Origin of the sequence: Flavobacterium johnsoniae UW101, from assembly GCF_000016645.1 — a bacterium.
GTDB classification, from domain to species: Bacteria; Bacteroidota; Bacteroidia; order Flavobacteriales; family Flavobacteriaceae; genus Flavobacterium; species Flavobacterium johnsoniae.
In genome coordinates, this window is record NC_009441.1 from 3,615,454 (window position 1) to 3,634,732 (window position 19,279).

General features: G+C 39.5%; 17 protein-coding genes and 1 pseudogene. 13 read left to right on the top strand and 5 right to left on the bottom strand.

What is annotated here, in order from left to right; all coding sequences use genetic code 11:
- Nucleotides 1-13 precede the first annotated feature (13 nt).
- From FJOH_RS15850 to FJOH_RS15865, 3 genes and pseudogenes are all read left to right on the top strand, one after another.
- Complete coding sequence (locus FJOH_RS15850) at nt 14-1,972, top strand: LTA synthase family protein (RefSeq protein ID WP_008463802.1); 1,959 nt, start codon at nt 14-16, stop codon at nt 1,970-1,972.
- 3 nt (nt 1,973-1,975) lie between these two features.
- The gene (locus tag FJOH_RS26620) at nt 1,976-2,854 is read left to right on the top strand and encodes a diacylglycerol/lipid kinase family protein (protein WP_044047782.1); all 879 of its coding nucleotides are present in this window, start codon (nt 1,976-1,978) and stop codon (nt 2,852-2,854) included.
- A 707-nt stretch (nt 2,855-3,561) separates the two neighbouring features.
- Nucleotides 3,562-5,115: pseudogene (locus tag FJOH_RS15865) on the top strand (helix-hairpin-helix domain-containing protein); the annotation flags it as partial.
- Between the two features lie 257 nt (nt 5,116-5,372).
- Here the strand turns inward: FJOH_RS15865 and FJOH_RS15870 are convergent.
- From FJOH_RS15870 to FJOH_RS15890, 5 genes are all read right to left on the bottom strand, one after another.
- A complete protein-coding gene (locus FJOH_RS15870; RefSeq protein ID WP_235023017.1) occupies nt 5,373-5,801 on the bottom strand; it encodes a DUF6527 family protein in 429 nt (142 codons plus the stop codon).
- The gene (locus tag FJOH_RS15875) at nt 5,788-6,966 is read right to left on the bottom strand and encodes a ThiF family adenylyltransferase (RefSeq protein ID WP_008463774.1); all 1,179 of its coding nucleotides are present in this window, start codon (nt 6,964-6,966) and stop codon (nt 5,788-5,790) included. The genes FJOH_RS15870 and FJOH_RS15875 overlap by 14 nt, the downstream gene beginning before the upstream one ends.
- On the bottom strand, nt 6,941-7,660 hold the full coding sequence (locus FJOH_RS15880; protein WP_008463773.1) for a multiubiquitin domain-containing protein: 720 nt from the start codon (nt 7,658-7,660) through the stop codon (nt 6,941-6,943). The genes FJOH_RS15875 and FJOH_RS15880 overlap by 26 nt, the downstream gene beginning before the upstream one ends.
- A gap of 251 nt (nt 7,661-7,911) precedes the next feature.
- Nucleotides 7,912-10,284 (bottom strand): S8 family peptidase, encoded by a 2,373-nt coding sequence (locus FJOH_RS15885; protein ID WP_008463772.1) that lies wholly within the window; start codon nt 10,282-10,284, stop codon nt 7,912-7,914.
- Between the two features lie 7 nt (nt 10,285-10,291).
- The gene (locus FJOH_RS15890; protein ID WP_008463771.1) at nt 10,292-11,383 is read right to left on the bottom strand and encodes an AAA family ATPase; all 1,092 of its coding nucleotides are present in this window, start codon (nt 11,381-11,383) and stop codon (nt 10,292-10,294) included.
- 601 nt (nt 11,384-11,984) lie between these two features.
- Here FJOH_RS15890 and FJOH_RS15895 point away from each other — a divergent pair.
- From FJOH_RS15895 to FJOH_RS15940, 10 genes are all read left to right on the top strand, one after another.
- On the top strand, nt 11,985-12,377 hold the full coding sequence (locus FJOH_RS15895) for a single-stranded DNA-binding protein (RefSeq protein ID WP_008463770.1): 393 nt from the start codon (nt 11,985-11,987) through the stop codon (nt 12,375-12,377).
- A 44-nt stretch (nt 12,378-12,421) separates the two neighbouring features.
- The gene (locus tag FJOH_RS15900) at nt 12,422-12,784 is read left to right on the top strand and encodes a DUF7222 domain-containing protein (protein ID WP_008463769.1); all 363 of its coding nucleotides are present in this window, start codon (nt 12,422-12,424) and stop codon (nt 12,782-12,784) included.
- A gap of 23 nt (nt 12,785-12,807) precedes the next feature.
- On the top strand, nt 12,808-13,191 hold the full coding sequence (locus FJOH_RS15905) for a PcfK-like family protein (RefSeq protein WP_008463766.1): 384 nt from the start codon (nt 12,808-12,810) through the stop codon (nt 13,189-13,191).
- Nucleotides 13,188-14,495 carry a PcfJ domain-containing protein gene (locus FJOH_RS15910; protein ID WP_008463765.1) on the top strand — a complete coding sequence of 436 codons (1,308 nt, stop codon included), beginning with the start codon at nt 13,188-13,190 and terminating at the stop codon, nt 14,493-14,495. Before FJOH_RS15905 ends, FJOH_RS15910 begins: the two co-directional genes overlap by 4 nt.
- Before the next feature lie 274 nt (nt 14,496-14,769).
- Complete coding sequence (locus tag FJOH_RS26835; protein WP_035690951.1) at nt 14,770-15,141, top strand: hypothetical protein; 372 nt, start codon at nt 14,770-14,772, stop codon at nt 15,139-15,141.
- A 149-nt stretch (nt 15,142-15,290) separates the two neighbouring features.
- Nucleotides 15,291-16,142 (top strand): DUF3347 domain-containing protein, encoded by an 852-nt coding sequence (locus FJOH_RS15920; RefSeq protein WP_008463764.1) that lies wholly within the window; start codon nt 15,291-15,293, stop codon nt 16,140-16,142.
- Between the two features lie 14 nt (nt 16,143-16,156).
- Nucleotides 16,157-17,227 carry a hypothetical protein gene (locus tag FJOH_RS15925; RefSeq protein ID WP_008463763.1) on the top strand — a complete coding sequence of 357 codons (1,071 nt, stop codon included), beginning with the start codon at nt 16,157-16,159 and terminating at the stop codon, nt 17,225-17,227.
- Between the two features lie 131 nt (nt 17,228-17,358).
- Nucleotides 17,359-18,051 (top strand): DUF3347 domain-containing protein, encoded by a 693-nt coding sequence (locus FJOH_RS15930; RefSeq protein ID WP_008463762.1) that lies wholly within the window; start codon nt 17,359-17,361, stop codon nt 18,049-18,051.
- 239 nt (nt 18,052-18,290) lie between these two features.
- On the top strand, nt 18,291-18,803 hold the full coding sequence (locus FJOH_RS15935) for a DUF3347 domain-containing protein (protein WP_008463761.1): 513 nt from the start codon (nt 18,291-18,293) through the stop codon (nt 18,801-18,803).
- Between the two features lies 1 nt (nt 18,804).
- On the top strand, nt 18,805-19,275 hold the full coding sequence (locus FJOH_RS15940) for a heme-binding domain-containing protein (RefSeq protein ID WP_008463760.1): 471 nt from the start codon (nt 18,805-18,807) through the stop codon (nt 19,273-19,275).
- Nucleotides 19,276-19,279 lie beyond the last annotated feature (4 nt).

Genomic DNA, 19,279 nt, shown 5'->3' on the forward strand with positions numbered 1-19,279 from the left:
TTATTATTGAGTTATGGGTAAATTGTCTATCAGAACCGGCAGATACGCACTGCTGGTTCATTTTATTGCATGGTTTCTGCTGTTTTCGCAGCTGCTGCGCATCATCCTTTTTATCTGGCAGCATGGCCAGGTCTCGCAAAGCCTTTTTGATGTCATCCGCACGCTCCTTACAGGGCTTTTTTTTGATATCGGAACCATTGCGCTTATTTCTTATCCTGCCGTTCTCTACTATACCGTATTTGCGGGACGATGGACAGGCTCGCTGGCCGACAGGATCGTAATCTGGTTCTTTACGGCGCTGAATGTTTTCATACTGGTTTTCACCTTTCTGGCCGAAATCACCTTCTGGGAGGAATTCAGGACCCGCTTCAATTTTATTGCCGTGGACTACCTGATCTACACCTACGAGGTCATTGCCAATATACAGGAGTCCTATCCGCTGCCACTTCTCGTATCAGCTGTCGTGATAGTTACCGCACTTGTGCTTTTTGCCTTTTACAGATCAAGAGCCTTTGCCGCCGCATTCTCCCGCAACACGGACATAGTGAAGAGGGTTTCCATATTGCTGCTCTTCACGGCGGCGGCATCCTTTTATATCACTTTTATCTCCAGCAGCCAGGCAGAATGGTCCGCCAACCGTTACAATTCCGAAATTTCCAAATCGGGGATCTATTCCTTTTTTGCCGCTTTCCGCAATAACCAGATGAAGTACGAACAGTTTTACACCTCCATCGAAAATGACCGCGCGTTCAGAATCGTCAAATCAAAACTGGCAGACAGCACGGTATCCTTTGCCACCACAGGCTACTCGATCCACCGCAGCATAAAGGATGCCCAGTCGCCGCTGCAGCGCAGCAACGTTGTCTTTATCCTCATGGAAAGCTTCAGTGCGGATTTTATGGCAGAATTCGGAAACAGGCAGAACCTGACCCCTTTCCTGGACAGCCTTGCCCAGAAGAGCGTCTTTTTCACCAACATGTACGCCACCGGAACCAGAACCGTGCGCGGTATGGAGGCGCTGACACTGTGCATACCGCCAACCCCGGGACAGTCGATTGTCAAAAGGCCTGAAAACCAGGATCTCTACACCATCAGCAATGTCTTCAGTTCCAAGAACTATGACTGCAGCTTTTTTTACGGAGGTGACGGCTACTTCGACAACATGAACTCCTATTTCGGGGGCAACGGCTTCAGCATTTATGACCGAGGGCGCGGAAGCGTGCTCAGCGACCGCATCAGCACGGTGAGGCGCAATATCGCAGACAGCGAGGTCACCTTCGAGAATGCATGGGGAATCTGCGATGAGGATATTTTCAATAAAATGATTACCACTGCCGACCAGAAGCATAAGCAGGGAAAACCGTTCCTGAATTTCGTGATGACCACCTCCAACCACAGGCCGTACACCTATCCTTCGGGCCGGATAGACATCCCGTCCGGCACGGGACGCGAGGGCGCCGTCAAATATGCCGACTATGCCCTGAAAAGGCTCTTTGCAGAAGCGTCCAAAAAGCCCTGGTACAAGAATACCGTCTTCATCGTCGTTGCCGACCACTGCGCCAGCAGCGCCGGAAAGGATGAGATAGACATTGCCAACTACCATATCCCAGCCTTTGTCGTGAATATGCCCCAAACGGCCAGCCAAAAAGTGGACAAGCAGTGCTCGCAGATCGATCTCTGGCCTACCGTCTTTTCGATGTTCAAATGGCACTACGAATCCGATTTCTTCGGCAGGGACATCCTTGACCCCGATTTCGAGCAGCGTGCCTTCCTGGGGACTTACCGCAAGCTCGCGCTCATGAAAGGCAGCCGGGTCATGATACTCTCCGACCAGAAGAAGCAGGCTTTCTACAGCTGGAAAAAATCGGACAACAGCCTGAGCCCCCTTCCGATGGACAGGCCCTTTCTTGAGGAGACCATCGCATGGTACCAGACCGCCGATTACCTTTTTACAAACAAACTTTTAAAATAAGCGATGACCTATATACATTTCATAATAAATCCGGTCTCCGGAGCAGGACGGCACAGCATGCCCGATTTTTACATCAGGCAGTTTTTTCCCTCTGACCGGTATAAGATCAGGACAGACTACACCATGAGCAGAAAGCACGCGCTTGTCCTCACGCAGAAGGCCCTCGAGCATAATCCCGACATTATCGTCGCCTGCGGAGGCGACGGAACCGTAAATGAGGTGGCTTCCTGCCTGATCGGCACCGATGTGAAGCTGGGAATCATCCCGCTGGGGTCGGGAAACGGCCTGGCCTCGCATCTGAACATACCGCATGAGATCGGAAAATCCCTTGAAGTGATCAGGGAAGGAAGGAAAATAAGAATAGATGCGGGAAGGATCAACCAGCATTATTTTTTCAGCAACACCGGCATCGGCATCGACGCCATGATCATCAGAAAGTACGAGCATTCCGGAAAAAGGATGCTTTTTGCCTATGTAAAGGCCGCAGTTGCGGCAGCCTTTGAGTACAGGGCACAGCCGGCCATCGTTTCTTTTGATGACAGGGTGATTCCCATCAGGCCTTTTATCGTTTTTGTTTCCAATTCCAATGAAATGGGCTATAATATGACCCTTACCCCCGATGCGATGCTGACCGACGGAAAACTTGACCTGGTGCTCATTCCCGAGCTTTCCTTTTTCGAAAAGATAGCCCTTGGATACCGCATCCTGACCCGTTCGGTGAGCAGATTCAAAAAGGCACAGCACCATCTGGTGCAGAGCCTGCAGATCGAAATGCCAATGAAGATCTTCACCGACGCGCAGATCGACGGGGAGCATTATAAATTAAGGACCAACATCTGCCGGATTTCGGCAGAGCCTGCCGCACTCAGCGTGCTGGTCTGAAAGCTTAATTAGGCTTTTCCGGAACTGCCTTCCCTTCGGGGAAGGCTCTCCGGAAATAAAGGCTTCCGCCCTTGATCCTATCAGCTTCATTTGGCAAGCCTGCATCGGTCGGTCTCAAAAGAACTCGCTTAAGAAGTACCTGGAAAAACAGGATGCTTCGATAACTGATACGGTCATCTGTCTGAAATCCTCGGATTCGGTTTGGGCTGACCTTCCGGTAACCCTTATCAGGGGGCGCGAAAAAGGTCCAACCCTTACCGTAGCGGCCGGAATCCGAGAAGGCGGATTTTACGCCGCCGCTTCTCTTCTGCAGCTTCGCCGCGAATTAAAAACTGAAAAGCTCAAGGGGAATCTCATTATTATTCCCGACGCTGACGTGCTGCACTACAGCGGCCGCAGTTCCCAATCCAGCAGTCTCCGGATATCCCATCTTTCCGATGCTTTTCCGGGCAGCGCCAGAGGAACCGCGGCAGAATTGATTGCCGATTTTATTTCGACATCTGTCTTTGACGCCACTGATGTATTCCTAGAGCTGAACGGCTGTGATTCCGGCAGCGATCCGATAGCTTTCATGTGCTACTACGACAATCCGGAATTCATGCAGCAGACAATGCTGGCGTACCGCCTGAGCGAAGCAAGCGGACTTGGCACCATATTGAGCTATACTTACCCGCTCTCATCCGGAGAGCCCTCAAAATGCGCCGTGTGGTATTCGTCTTAACATCCGTGATACTACAATTTCAAAAAATGAGGCTAAGTGCAATGAGTTCCTTGCAATAGGAAAGACTATAGGCTGTTTTTATATTGAGAGCCCAGCCATGCGGGGACTGCTTCGTCGTTTAAATTGTGATAATTACAAAACTTTGGTAGCGGCTTCCTCTATCATACGCCCGGGCGTGGCGCAGTCAGGAATGATGAAAGAGTATATCTTCCGCCATAACCATCCAGACAAATTTGAGTATTTCCATCCTGTTTTTCAGGAACAATTGGGCGAGACTTACGGTATTATGGTATATCAGGAAGATGTTATCAAAATCGCACTGCATTATGGCGGACTGCCAGCAGCTGATGGAGATATACTGCGCCGTGCCATGTCAGGGAAAGGACGTTCTAAGGCAGCACTGCAGAAAGTGAAGGATAATTTCTTTCTATCTTGTGTACAGCAAGGCCATCCGCTAAAGCTAAGTGAGGAAATATATCGCCAGATAGAGTCTTTTGCTGGTTATTCTTTCTGTAAGGCACACTCTGCATCTTATGCGGTAGAGAGTTATCAGAGCCTTTATCTCAAGGTTTATTATCCTGTTGAGTTTATGGTGGCTGTAATCAACAATCAGGGAGGATTTTATCGCACAGAAGTATATGTCTATGAAGCAAAAATGTCGGGAGCTGCAATTCACAATCCTTGTGTAAACAAAAGTGAATTTGAAACCACACTATACGGCACAGATGTCTATCTGGGCTTTATGCACCTTCAGAGTTTTGAATCTAAAATCGCTCTTCTTATACAGCAGGAACGTGAAAAAAACGGATCATACAAATCGCTTGAAGATTTTATCAACCGCATTCCTATCGGTATCGAAGGAATACAGATCCTTATTTTCATCGGCGCATTCCGTTTCACAGGTAAATCAAAAAACCAGCTGCTTGTAATTGCACGGCTTATTTTAGTCAACTTTAAGCCTGAGAACCGAAACCTGATGCTTATTCAGGAACCTGTCAAGGAATATGAGCTTCCAAAACTGGAACGTTCTGAATTTGAAGATGCCTTTGATGAAATAGAGCTCTTAAGTTTCCCTGTATCCTGCTCCCCTTTTGATTTATTGCAGACAAAATTCAGAGGTGATGTAATGGCAAAGAATTTATTGATGCATCATAAGAAAACTGTCCGCATGCTGGCATATCTCATCTCACGCAAGCATGTCCCTACTAAGATGGGTGCTATGTATTTCGGAACTTGGATTGATGCTGATGGGGAATTTTTCGATACTGCACATTTTACAGACAGTCTTGCAAAATATCCATTTCAGGGAGGAGGCTGTTATTTATTACTAGGAAATGTTGAGGTCGATTATCACTTCCCTACTATTACTGTAACCAAAATGGCCAAAATGCCTTTCATTGCTGACCCCAGATATTCAAATACCAATGACAGACAATATAAAGTGCACGAACAGATTCGAGAAGATGTAAGTATGACACATCGTAAACCTTATCCGCAGGAACATGAGATTAATCTGCCCAGACAGAAAATGAAATCATAACAAATCAGTCATCTAACTGCAATACAACCTTACATCTACATTTATTATACAAGAACATGTACTCAAATGAGCAGGCAATTTTAGCATAATGAATATATTACAAATCTAAAATTTAAAAAATAAAAGTAATAAGTTCAATTTAATTTAAAAGAACTTATTACTTAAAACTTATAATCTGCTTCTCATTTTATGATTAACATTTCTTTTAAGTAGAAGTACCAATTATCATATTCTGCAAATGAATTTTAAACTGATTATTAAAATTTATAAAAAAAATTAAAAAAGTGCCTTAAGTTCCAATGTCTCGACTTGGGCTTATCTAATATTTCTTCTGTCTTATCTAATCTTTTATCTGCAGAAAAATAAAAATCATCTTTCATTTTCAAATCATTATCCCTGCCTTCTTGTATTTCATCCTGATTCCACTTTATTGCATGCTTAATTTCATTTTTTTTAATCCAATAATGCGATTGACAATCAAAATTCCAGTTTCCAATAGAAGGAGATAATGAGATCGATTTACCGTCAAATTCAAGTTGCCAGCCAGTAGGAGAAATTGGGGTCACTACCTTATTGCCGCAGCCACACACGCATTTGTGTATGGCTGTACAATATTCCATGGAAACATACAAGACTCCGTCTTCCAATATTTCCGGTATAAATTCAACGAATCTATACTGTAGCATCTTCATTGAAAATTTTAGAAACACCAATTGAATAGGAACTGTGATGCTCCCCCTCCAGATCGACGTAAAAACCACTGAGCTTCTTCCATTTTATTACCGCTAATGCAGCGTTAAGACAGTTCAAATCCGCGATTTGTATATTGGTGACATAATCATTATTATCATTGTCCTCGCTAAATATCCTATCGGGCAAATGATCACTTTTTTCTGCTGTTGCGGATGTTACGCGAACTGCTCCCATAAGTTTATTACCCACCACATTTACCCCTAGTCCTACATCAATGAATGATATGCCTTTACTTGCAAGATAATCAGATATAGATTTTCTGACACTGTTTTTGTCAACACAAATAAATACATAAGACATATTATCAAGTTCGCTATAAATATCTTTCCTTACATAGTAAGGGTGAGAAATTATTCTCCTGTGCATTTTAGAATAGGTTGTACCATAAAACTCTGCCTTCTTCAAATTTGCACGAAGATCTTCAATGGAGCTTGCACCAGGCGAGCGGAAAGCATTATGCTGATCAAAACTGTCACCATCATAGATATGCACTTCGGCTACTGGTGTTTTGGCTACCAAATCTAAAATATACGCTCCGGTACCGCCTAAACCAATAATGGCTATCTTTTGGTTAGAGAATGTATTATTAAGCATATCTATATTTGCTCTGCTTGAATTAGTATCCAAATAATGAAATACACCCTGATTATCATGATCAGTTATAACTTTAAATGTCTTCTCGGTAAGCGAGGGGTTTAAAAATTTAGCTGGCGCCGAAATAATATCCGCATAACGTTTTACCTTCTCATAGTAATTAGGATAACCTGCGGCAGGCTTATTAGAAAAAGAACGATTCACCGTTATTCCATCACGGAGCGTTGCATCAACGTTACTGTGCTGAATAGCCGTTATTAGGGAGCCGTCTTCATTACATGGGTTCTCACCAATGAAGTAAATCACATGATTATCAGGCACGCCAGTAGTCTCATTGTTCTTTAAGGTCAATGTACTTACCAATATTCCTAAAAGATGTTCCCTCTTATCATTCAAATAAGGTATATGGTGGACTAATAAAAATCCACCATTTACTTCAATTTCATATCCTTCGTCTCTAAGACGCTTCAGATCTACACTATGACTTATCAGTTGCTGTGACATCGAAAATCATTTTATGTTTAACCCTAACCACCGAATTCTTAACCATCGTTCCCTCTGGTTTAGGATCATGACCTCTACTGTAAGTAACCGTGTATCCCTTATTTGGATTATCATCATACAATCCAAATGCCAGCACAACAACTTCCTGAAAGGATATGGTTCTTTTTTTCCATTCTTTTGGAGCTGCATTTACAATAATTATGAAATCAGCCTTTGCTGGCTTGGAAAAAAAATGTTCCTCACCAGGGCGCGCAAGATCTACAATCTCATCATCAGTAATAAAATCATCTTCATAGCCTTCTTTGATGTCGAGATACAAATCGTCATTGGGATCAATATTGCCTAATTCCCTAATCTTGGCACCATTGATAAATTGCTTATACCAAATAAAGGGTATTTTGTTTATGGTGAAATGCAATTTCTTCTTCACAAAAAAATACTCTGTTTCTGGTCTGGCAAGATTGACCTTCGTATCGTTATCAATTAATTCATCACTGTAAGGCTTGCGTATGGACAGGTAAAGTTCTGTTTCAAGAGGAATACCTGCTTCTGCTTTTAATTCCTTACCGGTCTTATACTGGTCTTTTGTGAAATAGTCTTTTCCTTCAATTACATATTTAAGGACAGAGCCTGAGTTTTTATCCTCATGCTTATTTGGTTCTACATGACCGCTTTTATTATTGGAGTTTTCCATTGTACTTGTGTTTTATTATTTATATAAAATTTCCTCTAAAGACTTTAAGAACTTCCAAGAGGTGGAAGAACCAGACTTTTGTTGTTAAAATTTTGTTTTTGATAAAAAAACAACTTAGTTTTACACAACAAATGCAGGGATACAGAGGTGATAAGCCTCTATATAGAAGTCGAACAAACTTATTCCCTAACCCAATCCGCACCGCCAAGTTCTGATTGGGTTTTTTTATGTTTATCAATTATCTCATTTTATTAATTTTTATTATCAACTCTCACTTCAACTTCTTGTCTAATTTTAACATTGCCATGGATAAAGCTAAAACTATTCAATAGCTGAGTAACTTCATTATAAATATTACCGCGCTTCTTTGTGTCTTTTATTGTTATTATGCAGCAAAATTCCTGACTAGGTGTAAAATTCTGAGCTTCTGCCTTCGCCTCGGTATAATGTCTGAACAAACCTTCGAGTTTTAAATACCAGTTTTTAGGGCCTTTTAAATAATGCTCTTTATTGGCAGGAGTGAAATCATCAAAATTAACGCACCACTTTTTGACCGGCTGAAATTTATTTCCGTAAGAAATAAGCATACGCTCTGTTGAAAATTTATCCGTTACAGATTTATGCGTTTTTCGTGAATAAAGATTAGGCGCCAAAAGATTTTGTCGATTATCTGCTCCAATTGGGTTTTTAATCGTTTTCTGGGTAATGTCCCTGGCTACTTTAGTATCATAACTGCCAAACATAACATCTATATTACTTTGGCAGTATTCTACTCCTTGTGAAACTTCGAGAATTGGAGAAGTTACCAGCGTAACTGTAACTTCTCCATAATAATATCCATCCTCATCAATCATACTCTGAGGAAATGGAAAATCCAAAATATCAATAAAGCTTCCCTTTTCTAAGTTATCCTGCAGAATTAATGTAATCTCATTTGGTTCATTATACAAGATATCATCAATATTGGTAGGCAGACCAAATCCGGCATGATTTAATTTTTCCGCAAGCTCCATCTTCATCTCATCTGGATATTTCGCAGAATGTATGATTAAGCCCTTAAGCAGCGTTGGGCTAAACATTTCGTTTAGCTTAAAATTTAAACCCGCAGCAATAGCTGTAATACGCGGTGTCGAAAAACTTGTACCGACATTATGAGCTACCCCTCCAGAGGTCGAAAATGACTTAACAGTATTGTAAATTGCAGTATTTCTAGAATTCAAACCTGCATTTCCTCCAATATGAGTAAGATCAGGCTTTATCGTATAGGAAGGCCCGGGACCTTTTCTGGAAAAAGGCGAAGGATTATGCTTTCCTACCTGATCCGTTGCATTCTGATCATGTGAAATCGATCCCACTACCAGCCCTCTAACCGTATCAGCTGAATTAGCGATTCTTGATTTTGGTGCTTTGAATTTAAAATTTTCACAATTTCCTGCCGATTTGCAAATCAGCACATCGTTGTGATCCTGAATTTCATCCAATGCTTTTCCAAAATCTGAAAACTCATATAAATCTGCTTCTGTAGCAGTACCAAGTGAGAGATTCCAAATTTTTATATGATTATTTCTGCTTACCGCATCCCTGATGTTTTCAATGAGCTCATCTTCAGAAATAGCCTGTTTGTTTTTATCTGCAATAACGATAGCCTCATAAATTTTGCACCCTTCAAGACCGGTATATTTATTACCCTGGAAATCATCTCCATACAACAGTACGCCTGCAACAAAAGTTCCATGCCCCTTATTAATAACATCATCAATAAAATAAGTGCTGCGGTCATTCTCCAACCATGGCTCGAAATGCGGAATGTTTGCCACACCCGAATCCAGTATCCCTACTATCGGATATTCTTTTCCAGCTTTTGGATATTTTATGGGAATTTCGTCTTCACCGATCATTTCATCAAAAGTAATGTCATAAGTAGGCATTTCTGTTATCATTTGTATTCCATCGAAATCCTGCAGCAAATCAAGAGCATCTTCAGTAATAGAAGCGATACTATATATGTTGAGGTCTGCAGAATAAACAGTTTGTTCTGCATCAATATCATTGTTTTGGCAGAAAGATTCAAAGTTCTGGATAAGAATTCTATTTAATTCACTGTCTCCATAATTAAACAGCTTAACTTTTATCTTAGATTCGGTATTTGGATTAACATTAATTAATGGATGATAAACTTCAATATTCTCAATAGCATCGATACCCATTATAATTGAATCTGAAATAAAATTCTGATCTGCTTTTGCAAAATTATCGATCATCTTCTTAACATCACGTGCATTGTCCACTTTAACCAGTAATTCACTTTCTGAATTGAAACCTATTAAATTAAGTTTTTTATCCACATTGAAGATCAAAGCTATTTCTTTACGAAATCTCTTGGCAAGTGCGTCTTCGTTGACTTTAAGTCTTAAAACAGTTGGAGTATAATTATCCGAACTTACTTTTCGTTTCAAAAGCTGGTCAACCTCAATCAATTTCTCTCTAAAAATTATAGATTTTCCAGCGATGTTGTCCTTATTTACCCATTTAGGCATAGGACCTCCTCCGGCACCTTCAGTTCCGGATTCATCTTTTTCTCTTTTCTGGAAAAACTTAATTGGTAAATTTCTTTCGGTTGCCATATCTTAATTATTTATTTAGATAATTTCTTACCTGTCTTAATGAAACATTCATTTTATCTGCAATTGCTGTTTGTGAAATACCATTATCATTTAAAAATTCAATCATTTTGTCATAAGAAAAAGATCCGTGATTATTAAATTCAAAAATTTCAAAAAGTAGCTCATCATAAGTTAGTACCTCTTTCTCATGAATAATAACCTGTGACTTTGAATTATTAACTATTGTTTTTATATCTGATGGGGATTTACCCTCCAATAATTTTATTAGTCTGTCGTATTTCTTTTTATCATCAAAAAAATCAGTTTTAAAATCGTTTACAAACTCTTTTAATAATTCACTGATTTCATTTTCCTTTGGCATTCCGACCTCTATTACATGATTAAATCTTCTCCAAATCGCTTTATCTAATAATTCAGGATGATTTGTTGCCGCAATAAGTATGTTACTTGATGAAAAACTATCAATATTCTGTAATAAACTATTTATTACCCTTTTTAACTCACCAAGTTCATGCTGGTCGTCTCGTGCTTTTGCAATTGCATCAAATTCATCTAAAAACAAAATACAGGGTTTATTATCAGCAAAATCAAATATTTTTCTGATATTTTTTCCGGTATTCCCAAGTAGAGAAGATACAATTGCATCAAATCTTGCAATAACTAAAGGCAGGCCTGTCTGCTGAGAAATATATCTCGCAAGAGTTGTCTTTCCGCCTCCAGGCATACCATACAACAACAAAGTATTAGAAGTTTCGATTCCGTGTCCAATTAACTTATTCTGATGCTTAACTGCACTTATAAAATCCAAAATTTTATTGTGCATCAATGGGGGCAGCACAATTGGACTGGCGTTTTTATTTGGAATCTCAATATCAACAATACTCATTCTGCTTTCATGATCTACAGGCACAGTCAATAACTCATCCATAGTCACAGCCACACTGGGCTCTTTTTTCTCGATTACTTTTAAAATCATTTTTGACATCTTTTCATCACCGTCTTTCATGACTTTATCAGCAAGAAGCTTAGCATAACTATAAACTTTGCTAGAGTCTTTCGACAATCCTCCTTCTATGATTCTTAATATTTCAGTGTACATTTTCTGTTTTTTTATTGTAGGTTATGGTACAAATTTAATAAATTTTGATATTCAAAACACAAAAAGTGTAATATTTTTTTAAAAAATCGTATTTTTTTTACGGTTAACCGTAATATTACCACACAAACAAACCTATAAAACCTCGCTAATATTGGACTTCAGCAGTATTCAGAGCATATCTAAAAAATTTACTTAAAGATTACAATCAATTCTCTTTCAAAATAACTCCCATATAGCTAGCTGACCATAACCCATCCTAATAACGAATCCAGCCAGTACCCTAAAGATGAGAATTCAAGTCCTGCCACATTTGTTGTAGTAAAACCAACTGCATAAAACTTTAAAAATCAGCAAATAGATAAGTATTCATTTTCATTCGAAACGGCATAAAAAGGCAGCCAAGATAGTGCCCGCCGTATGCTGCATGCGCATAATGGCGCCGCTTTCGCTTGCCACCCTTCGGGACTTATAGCACTCCGCATCCTCATAACCGGTCACTTGATTCTTGCTTTCTTTTTTCCCGTTTTTTCTTTTGAAAACAATTTTTGGGAGTGCAGGGAGAAAGAAATTTTAAATAACAGTAACGCTAAAATTTAAAATCATGGAAATCACAGGACGTATTACAAAAGATGCATTAGCCCGTAAAGTGGGAAATAAAAAACAGGTCGTTAACTTCTCCATTGCCATCAATGATAGCTACAAACCCAAAGGAAGCACCGAGTACAAACAGATTACAACTTTTATCGACTGCTCGTATTGGCTCAATGCCAAACTTGCCGAATGGCTTAAAAAAGGGACGCTAGTTCAGCTCTTCGGGCGTGTGGGGCTGAGTACTTATATCGGTCACGACGGCTCGGCTATGGGGTCTTTAACCTTTCACATCAACAGCCTTAAGATTTTGGCTTTTGCCAAAAAAGAGGACACATCTGCGAGCGCAGTTTCTGCACCTAAAAAACAAAATTCCTCAGACGATCCCGATGACCTGCCTTTCTAAGGCAGATACTAGGATTGTATTTATAAACGCCAAAAAATCACATTATGAAAGCCTTAGACAAAAACGAGTATACGGACTACGATGTAAGCCATGTATTCAACGAAATCATTTTAAGCCATTTGGATAGCTATAACGGAAAGAAAAAACAGCAGTTGAAGTCTTTCCTCGAAGACTTACAGAAAGGGGGCTGTATCAGCGGTATGATAGGGGAATTTATCTACCACAACGACTGCAAAGCTTTTTACATCAAACACATTGAAGATTTGGAAGGCATCAAAGAGGACTTGGAAGAAGCATTCGGAGAGCCTGTAGCCAACCGCTATAAACTGCCCCACTATACTTTTTTATGCTGGCTCTGCTTTGAGGAGTACTGCTACGGCATTTACAGAGATGTCTTTGAACAATAGCTATTAATCAAACTTTTTCCATCATGAAACCATCTGAAGACTTTAAAACTGCTATAGAGAATTATCTCAATACAACTGCGCAGGGCGATTCAGCCTTTGCCCAAAGCCTTGCCAAAGAAACCAAAAACATCGAGAGCTGTTGCAGTTACATTTTTGGCGAGGTCAAAAAAACAGGATTGTGCGCCTTTGACAATCAGGAAATCTTTGATATGGCACTCAAATATTATAACGATGACAGTATTGGTGCGCCTGCACCAATCAACTGTAAAGTGGTGGTAAATCAGCCTGTAAAGGCTGATTTATTCAGCTCTGCTCCTGAAATGACTCCGCAGGTCGCAAGACCTGAAACTGTAGTGTTGCATACAGCGAAACCCGTACAGCAAACCTTAACACTTTTTGACTTATGAAACCGCATACCGCCATAGAAAAACAGATAGTCGCATTAAGCGAATCCCTTGCGCCCATTACCCCCGAAATACACTCATGGGCAGAAAAGACCATTTTTCTGAAATGGGGCGTTTTATCACGTGGAAAATTTCACTGTCTGGACTGTGGAAACGCTTGGAAACCCGAATCCGAAAAACAGTCTGCGAAATTTACGGCTTGCTTAGCCTGTAAAGGAAAACTTAAAATGCACGGTTGCAATCAAGTGCATTTCAAGGAAATAGAATACAGCGCAGTAGTAACTTGTCTTTCGGATTTTCAAATAGTGCGCATCATTTGTTCGACCAAACAGATGAAGAAGAACTGTCTGCCCTCCTATTCCCATACCGAAGTGATGCAGCATTGGATAAACCCAAAAGGCGAAGTGCGCACCATGTCACGCAGTACAAATGTTTTTTCGCACGCATACGATGCATGGCAGTACTATTCGCCCCTTGAAATCCGCCCAAAGGATTTTCAGAACTCTCCCAAGTACCGAATCAACCCCTACAGGTTTTATCCACGCTTGAAAGTGCTTCCCGTATTGAAACGAAATGGCTTTAAGACAAGTTTTTATGAGGTAGCACCTCAGGTGTTGCTTTCATCATTATTAAAAGACCACTGTGCTGAAACTCTGCTGAAAACTAGGCAGATTTCATGGCTCCGCTATTACCTTGAATCTCCCCATCAGCATGTCCTGCGCAACTGGCAGGCCGTAAAAATATGTCTTAAAAAGAATTATACAGTTTCCGATTTTGGAATTTGGGAGGATTATATCGAACTTTTGCGTTGGTTTAAAAAAGACATAACCTCCGCCCTGCTCGTCTGTCCTGCTGATTTACACTTGGAGCATGACAGATTGGTGGAGAAAAAACAGCAGTTGCTGAGAAAAAAATATCTTGTGAAAATGCGTGCGGAAATAGAAAAAGCGCAAGGTCTGTATGCTGAGGAGAAAAAACAGTTTTTCGGGTTATGCTTTTCAGGGGCAGGAATTACTATTTCAGTATTGGAGAATGTTTCTGAATTTATGACCGAAGGCGACAGCCTGAGACACTGTGTTTTTACCAATGAGTATTTCAAAAAGATAGATTCCCTGCTCTTCTCTGCACGCATTGACAACAAACCAATCGAAACTATAGAGGTTTCTCTTTCTAAAATGGAAATAGCACAGTGCCGTGGTTTGAGGAATCACAATTCAAAACATCATAAAGCTATTTTCAGTTTGATGAAAAAAAACCTTTATCAGATTCGCTCCCGAATGAAAAAGAAGAAAGCAGAACAATGCTAAAAGCGGAAAAACCGAAGAACTTTCGGTTTTTCCGCTTTATAACATTTCAGACACTGAAATTTTCCTTGCTGATTTATAGCAATCTTCCTCTTAGATTGTTCAAATCAAAAAAAAATAATTACTGTTCAATAGCGTACTGCCTTCAATGCAGACTATTAAACAGGGGAAGAAAAATCCATTTCTAAATAAACTATGAAAAAATAACAATTTTAACATTTCATTTATAAACAGAGATATTTTTATAATTATCTTTGTTTACGATTTTACATGTCTTATGAAAAGATTCCACATCATAGTAATTATTACCTTAGGTTTCTTCTTGATGCCAATGGCTACTTTTGCTTGTGGAAAACTTTCTGGAAAGATTTCTTATACTAAAGAAGCTTCCAAAAATCATGACAATGATTGCTGCTCGAAAGATGGCAGTCATTCCAAAAAAAATAATGATGGCTGCTGCGGTCATAAATGTGGGCACAAGTCATGCGGTTGTGTCTCAATCTGTAACGGAGGAATTACTTTCTTTAACCAACTTGACTTTAAAAACATCACTATAAGTGTTTTTTCTAAAAAACAAAAATTCCACAGTTCAGAAACCTCCATTCTCTCTGGTTTCTATACTATCTGGCTTATCCCTAAAATAAGCTAAATACCTTTTTTGACAGCCATACGTGTGTCAAAAAAGGAAGCCTAACTGCTTCATTTTTTTATTTTTCGCTTTTTGTAGAATAATTCTCTATACAGTTCTTGTATGCAATTATTTCTCAAAAGCAATATTCACTTCAAATACATTTTAAAATGAAATCAATTCAAAAAGGATTGATGGCAATCACTCTATTGCTGTCAGTCATAGTGTTTGGCGCACCTATAAAAAATGCAAAAAACATAAATGCAAAAATTTATGGTAATTGTTTAATGTGCAAAACTGCTATTGAAAAAGCAGGAAACATCAAAAATATCGCTTCGGTAAACTGGAATGAAAACACCAAAATAGCGGCTATTACCTATGATGAGAAGAAAACAAATCAGGATGAAGTCCTGAAAAGAATTGCCTTAGCAGGATATGACAGCGACCAGTTCTTAGCTCCTGGTGACGCCTATGCAAAACTTCCACAATGCTGCCAATATGAAAGAACAAATATGGCGGCTCCAATAAAAAAATCCGAAATGGATATGGGTAAAATGGATCATTCACAGCATACAGCCGCAGTTCCTGCAGATGCACAAGAAAACAGTCCTTTTAAAGCAATTTTCGACAGCTACTTTGATGTAAAAGATGCTTTGGTGAAAACAGATGCTAAAACTGCCGCATTGAAATCTAAAGAGCTCCTTACTGCAATCAATGCTATTAAAATGGAGAACCTAAAGCCAAAAGAACATACTGCATGGATGAATGCAATGAAAAGTTTAGCTTCAGATGCCACAAATATTTCTGAAAACCAAGATGTAAAAAAGCAAAGGGAATCCTTTAAAAGCCTTTCCAAAAACACGTACGATCTTATAAAAACTGCTGATCAGCCGCAGCCGGTTTATTATAATCATTGTCCAATGGTTGATGCGAATTGGCTCAGCAAAGAAAGCGGCATCAAGAATCCGTATTACGGTTCACAGATGTTAAGCTGTGGATCAACTATAGAAACAATCAAATAATCCCAAATCAAAAAATGAAAAATATAATAACCGTTAGTTCAATGCTTGGAGTTTTAATTTTAGGGACCGTTTCGCTGTTTTCTTGCAGTAAAATGGATGATATGAATATGTCCGATCCAAAACTGAATATAAACTATCCTGCCGCTTATGTGGTCAATGGTCAGGACGGCACAATTTCAGTAATCAAATTGGAAACTAATGAAGTTACAGAAACCTTAAGCCTAATGGGCAGCGGCAACGATATGATCATGTGGCCGCACCACATTTCTTTACATTCCAATCATCTGGCTATCGGTGTACCCGGAATGGACTTCTCTGCAGGCCATACCGCAGGTATGGGAGGAATGACAGGTAAACTCCTTGTAATTGACCCAGCCAGTGGGGCAACAGTAAAAAATATCAGCCTGCCAATGATGAACCACAACACAATATACAGCCCAAATGGTTCAGAAATCTGGGTGCCGCAAATGGACATCAATGGAAAAGTTCTGGTTTATGACGCCTTAACATACGCATTGAAAAGCACCATTGCAGTTGGCATGATGCCCGCTGAGCTTACCTTTTCTTCTGATGGGACTAAGGCTTATATTGCTAATGGAGATGACAATACTGTGTCAGTTATAAATACCGCAACCAAGCAGGTTACAGCCACAGTTGCTGTGGGAAAAAACCCTGTGGGTGCCTGGACAGGAACTGACGCCAGAATGTATGTTGATAATGAAGACGGGCAATCTATCTCGGTAATCAATGTGGCAACCGATGCCGTAGGCCAAACCATTGATCTAGGATTTATGCCTGGAATAGCGTCTCACAATGGAAATAAGAAAGAACTTTGGGTAAGTGATCCTGTCAATGCAAAAGTCCATTATTGGACCTGGGACCAGACTAAGATGATGTGGGTTCATGGAGGTGTATTCACTACTGGTGCCGGTGCACATGCTATAACATTTACAGCAGATGGAAATACTGCCTATGTGACCAATCAGACCGCCAATACGGTCTCTGTTGTTAATGTATCAAACCATACGGTCTCTAAAACGATTAATGTCGGTAGAAAACCCAACGGATTGGTGCTGAAAATATAAATCTGATATAAAGGCATTTAAAAGGCAAAATAGAGATTGGATTTGCAATCAAAAAAAGAATAATTCTTATAACACTCAAACAAAGGAATGTTAGACAAAAAAACATTCATTAGAGATAAAAACTAAAAAAAATGAAAAAACTAATTTTCTCAACCCTTGTAATGGCAATTGTACTTACAGCTTGTAATTCAAAAAACAAAGAAACTGCAGCTCCTGAAGCGGCTTCCGGGACAGCTCAGAATGACTCGCAATTGTATGCCTGTTCCATGCATCCTGAAATTACAGGAAAAAAAGGAGACAAATGTTCCAAATGCGGAATGGAATTAACCGAGCCAGTAAAGGAAACGGCCGGAAAAAGTGCAGAAGTAGAAACAGCCCAGACTGCTCAAGGAACATTTTCTATAAACGAAATCGTGAGTAATTATCTGTCCCTAAAAAATGCATTAACCAAAGATGATACAAAAGGAGCTGCAGATGCAGGCAAGGCATTATATGCAGTTTTTAACAGTGTAAATCCCAATTCGATAGATGCGAAATTAAAAGCAGAATATCTTGATATTGCTGATGATGCCAAAGAACACGCAGAACATATTGGAGCTAACGGCGGAAATATTGAACACCAGAGAGAGCATTTTGCCGTGTTAAGTAAAGACATGAATGATTTGATAAAATCTTTCAAATCAGAACAAAAATTGTATCAGGACTTTTGTCCTATGTATGATGGCGGAAAAGGAGCTATTTGGATAAGCGAAACCAAGGAGATCAAAAACCCATATCAAGGAAAAAAAATGTTAACCTGTGGTTCTATGAAAAAAGAACTATAGTACAGCTAAGTACTAATAAATTTATCGGGCTGTTTACATAATGACCACTCAATTTTCTCGTGACTAATGATGTTCATAATTTATTGAAATGTATCTAATTTTTTTAGACTACGCCGTGCGATACTCTTTGCTGAATATTCACTTATTTCCCATGTGTTTATTGTGTAGACAGTCCAATAGATATTTAGAAAAAAAATCAATAGCAACCTATTTTTTAAACAATTTAAAATATAATTAAAATGAAAAATACAATTCTTTCAGCCATATTAATGGTATGCGTAATGGTTTCTGGCAATGCGCAAAGCAAAAAAACAGAAGCAAAATTTTCAACTCAGCAAATTGTTGCAGATTATTTAGCGTTAAAAAATGCACTCGCAAAAGATGACAGCAACGGGGCCGCTAAAGCTGGCAAGGCACTGTATTCGGCTTTCAAAACCACAAATGTAAAATCGATAAATCCAAAATCCAAAGCTGAATATCTTGATATAGCTGACGATGCCAAAGAGCATGCAGAACATATTGGGGCCAATGGCGGTAATATTGAGCATCAAAGAGAGCATTTCGCTCTATTGAGTAAAGACATAAATGATTTGATCAAAACTTTTGGAGCTGCAAAAACACTATATCAGGATTCTTGCCCTATGTATGATGGTGGAAAAGGAGCTATCTGGATCAGTGAAACAAAAGAGATAAAAAACCCTTACTATGGTTCTAAAATGCTTACCTGCGGTTCAATGAAAAAACAATTGTAAAATGAAACGGTTCATCAGAAAGATTCTTTTTATTGGGTTAATTATTTTTCTACTGATGCAATTGTATCAGCCTGCCCGCAATTCCGATTACGGGCAGGTTTTACCAATTCACATTTCAAAAGTCTATCCCATTCCCAAAAATATACAAACGATTCTTAAGACTTCTTGTTACGATTGTCACAGCAGCAACACGCAATATCCATGGTACTCCTACATCCAGCCGGCACGTACCTTTATGGAAGGACATATCAAGGAAGGAAAAGAAAATTTGAATTTCAGCCAATGGGGAAGTTATTCGAAACGAAAACAGGAAAATAAATTAGACCGAATTGCCAAGCAGATAAAAGCCAATCAAATGCCTTTGGCTTCCTATACGCTGATCCATAAAGATGCAGTACTGAATACTGTTCAGAAAGAACAGCTACTCAATTGGATTGAAAAAGTAAGTGATAGTCTTTCAAAAATAAATTAAATCT

What these genes read in the sequence shown, in the direction of transcription:
- FJOH_RS15850 (WP_008463802.1), top strand. Translation starts at nt 14, where the DNA reads ATGGGTAAATTGTCTATCAGAACCGGCAGATACGCACTGCTGGTTCAT.
- FJOH_RS26620 (WP_044047782.1), top strand. Translation starts at nt 1,976, where the DNA reads ATGACCTATATACATTTCATAATAAATCCGGTCTCCGGAGCAGGACGG.
- FJOH_RS15870 (WP_235023017.1), bottom strand. Translation starts at nt 5,801, where the DNA reads ATGCTACAGTATAGATTCGTTGAATTTATACCGGAAATATTGGAAGAC.
- FJOH_RS15875 (WP_008463774.1), bottom strand. Translation starts at nt 6,966, where the DNA reads ATGTCACAGCAACTGATAAGTCATAGTGTAGATCTGAAGCGTCTTAGA.
- FJOH_RS15880 (WP_008463773.1), bottom strand. Translation starts at nt 7,660, where the DNA reads ATGGAAAACTCCAATAATAAAAGCGGTCATGTAGAACCAAATAAGCAT.
- FJOH_RS15885 (WP_008463772.1), bottom strand. Translation starts at nt 10,284, where the DNA reads ATGGCAACCGAAAGAAATTTACCAATTAAGTTTTTCCAGAAAAGAGAA.
- FJOH_RS15890 (WP_008463771.1), bottom strand. Translation starts at nt 11,383, where the DNA reads ATGTACACTGAAATATTAAGAATCATAGAAGGAGGATTGTCGAAAGAC.
- FJOH_RS15895 (WP_008463770.1), top strand. Translation starts at nt 11,985, where the DNA reads ATGGAAATCACAGGACGTATTACAAAAGATGCATTAGCCCGTAAAGTG.
- FJOH_RS15900 (WP_008463769.1), top strand. Translation starts at nt 12,422, where the DNA reads ATGAAAGCCTTAGACAAAAACGAGTATACGGACTACGATGTAAGCCAT.
- FJOH_RS15905 (WP_008463766.1), top strand. Translation starts at nt 12,808, where the DNA reads ATGAAACCATCTGAAGACTTTAAAACTGCTATAGAGAATTATCTCAAT.
- FJOH_RS15910 (WP_008463765.1), top strand. Translation starts at nt 13,188, where the DNA reads ATGAAACCGCATACCGCCATAGAAAAACAGATAGTCGCATTAAGCGAA.
- FJOH_RS26835 (WP_035690951.1), top strand. Translation starts at nt 14,770, where the DNA reads ATGAAAAGATTCCACATCATAGTAATTATTACCTTAGGTTTCTTCTTG.
- FJOH_RS15920 (WP_008463764.1), top strand. Translation starts at nt 15,291, where the DNA reads ATGAAATCAATTCAAAAAGGATTGATGGCAATCACTCTATTGCTGTCA.
- FJOH_RS15925 (WP_008463763.1), top strand. Translation starts at nt 16,157, where the DNA reads ATGAAAAATATAATAACCGTTAGTTCAATGCTTGGAGTTTTAATTTTA.
- FJOH_RS15930 (WP_008463762.1), top strand. Translation starts at nt 17,359, where the DNA reads ATGAAAAAACTAATTTTCTCAACCCTTGTAATGGCAATTGTACTTACA.
- FJOH_RS15935 (WP_008463761.1), top strand. Translation starts at nt 18,291, where the DNA reads ATGAAAAATACAATTCTTTCAGCCATATTAATGGTATGCGTAATGGTT.
- FJOH_RS15940 (WP_008463760.1), top strand. Translation starts at nt 18,805, where the DNA reads ATGAAACGGTTCATCAGAAAGATTCTTTTTATTGGGTTAATTATTTTT.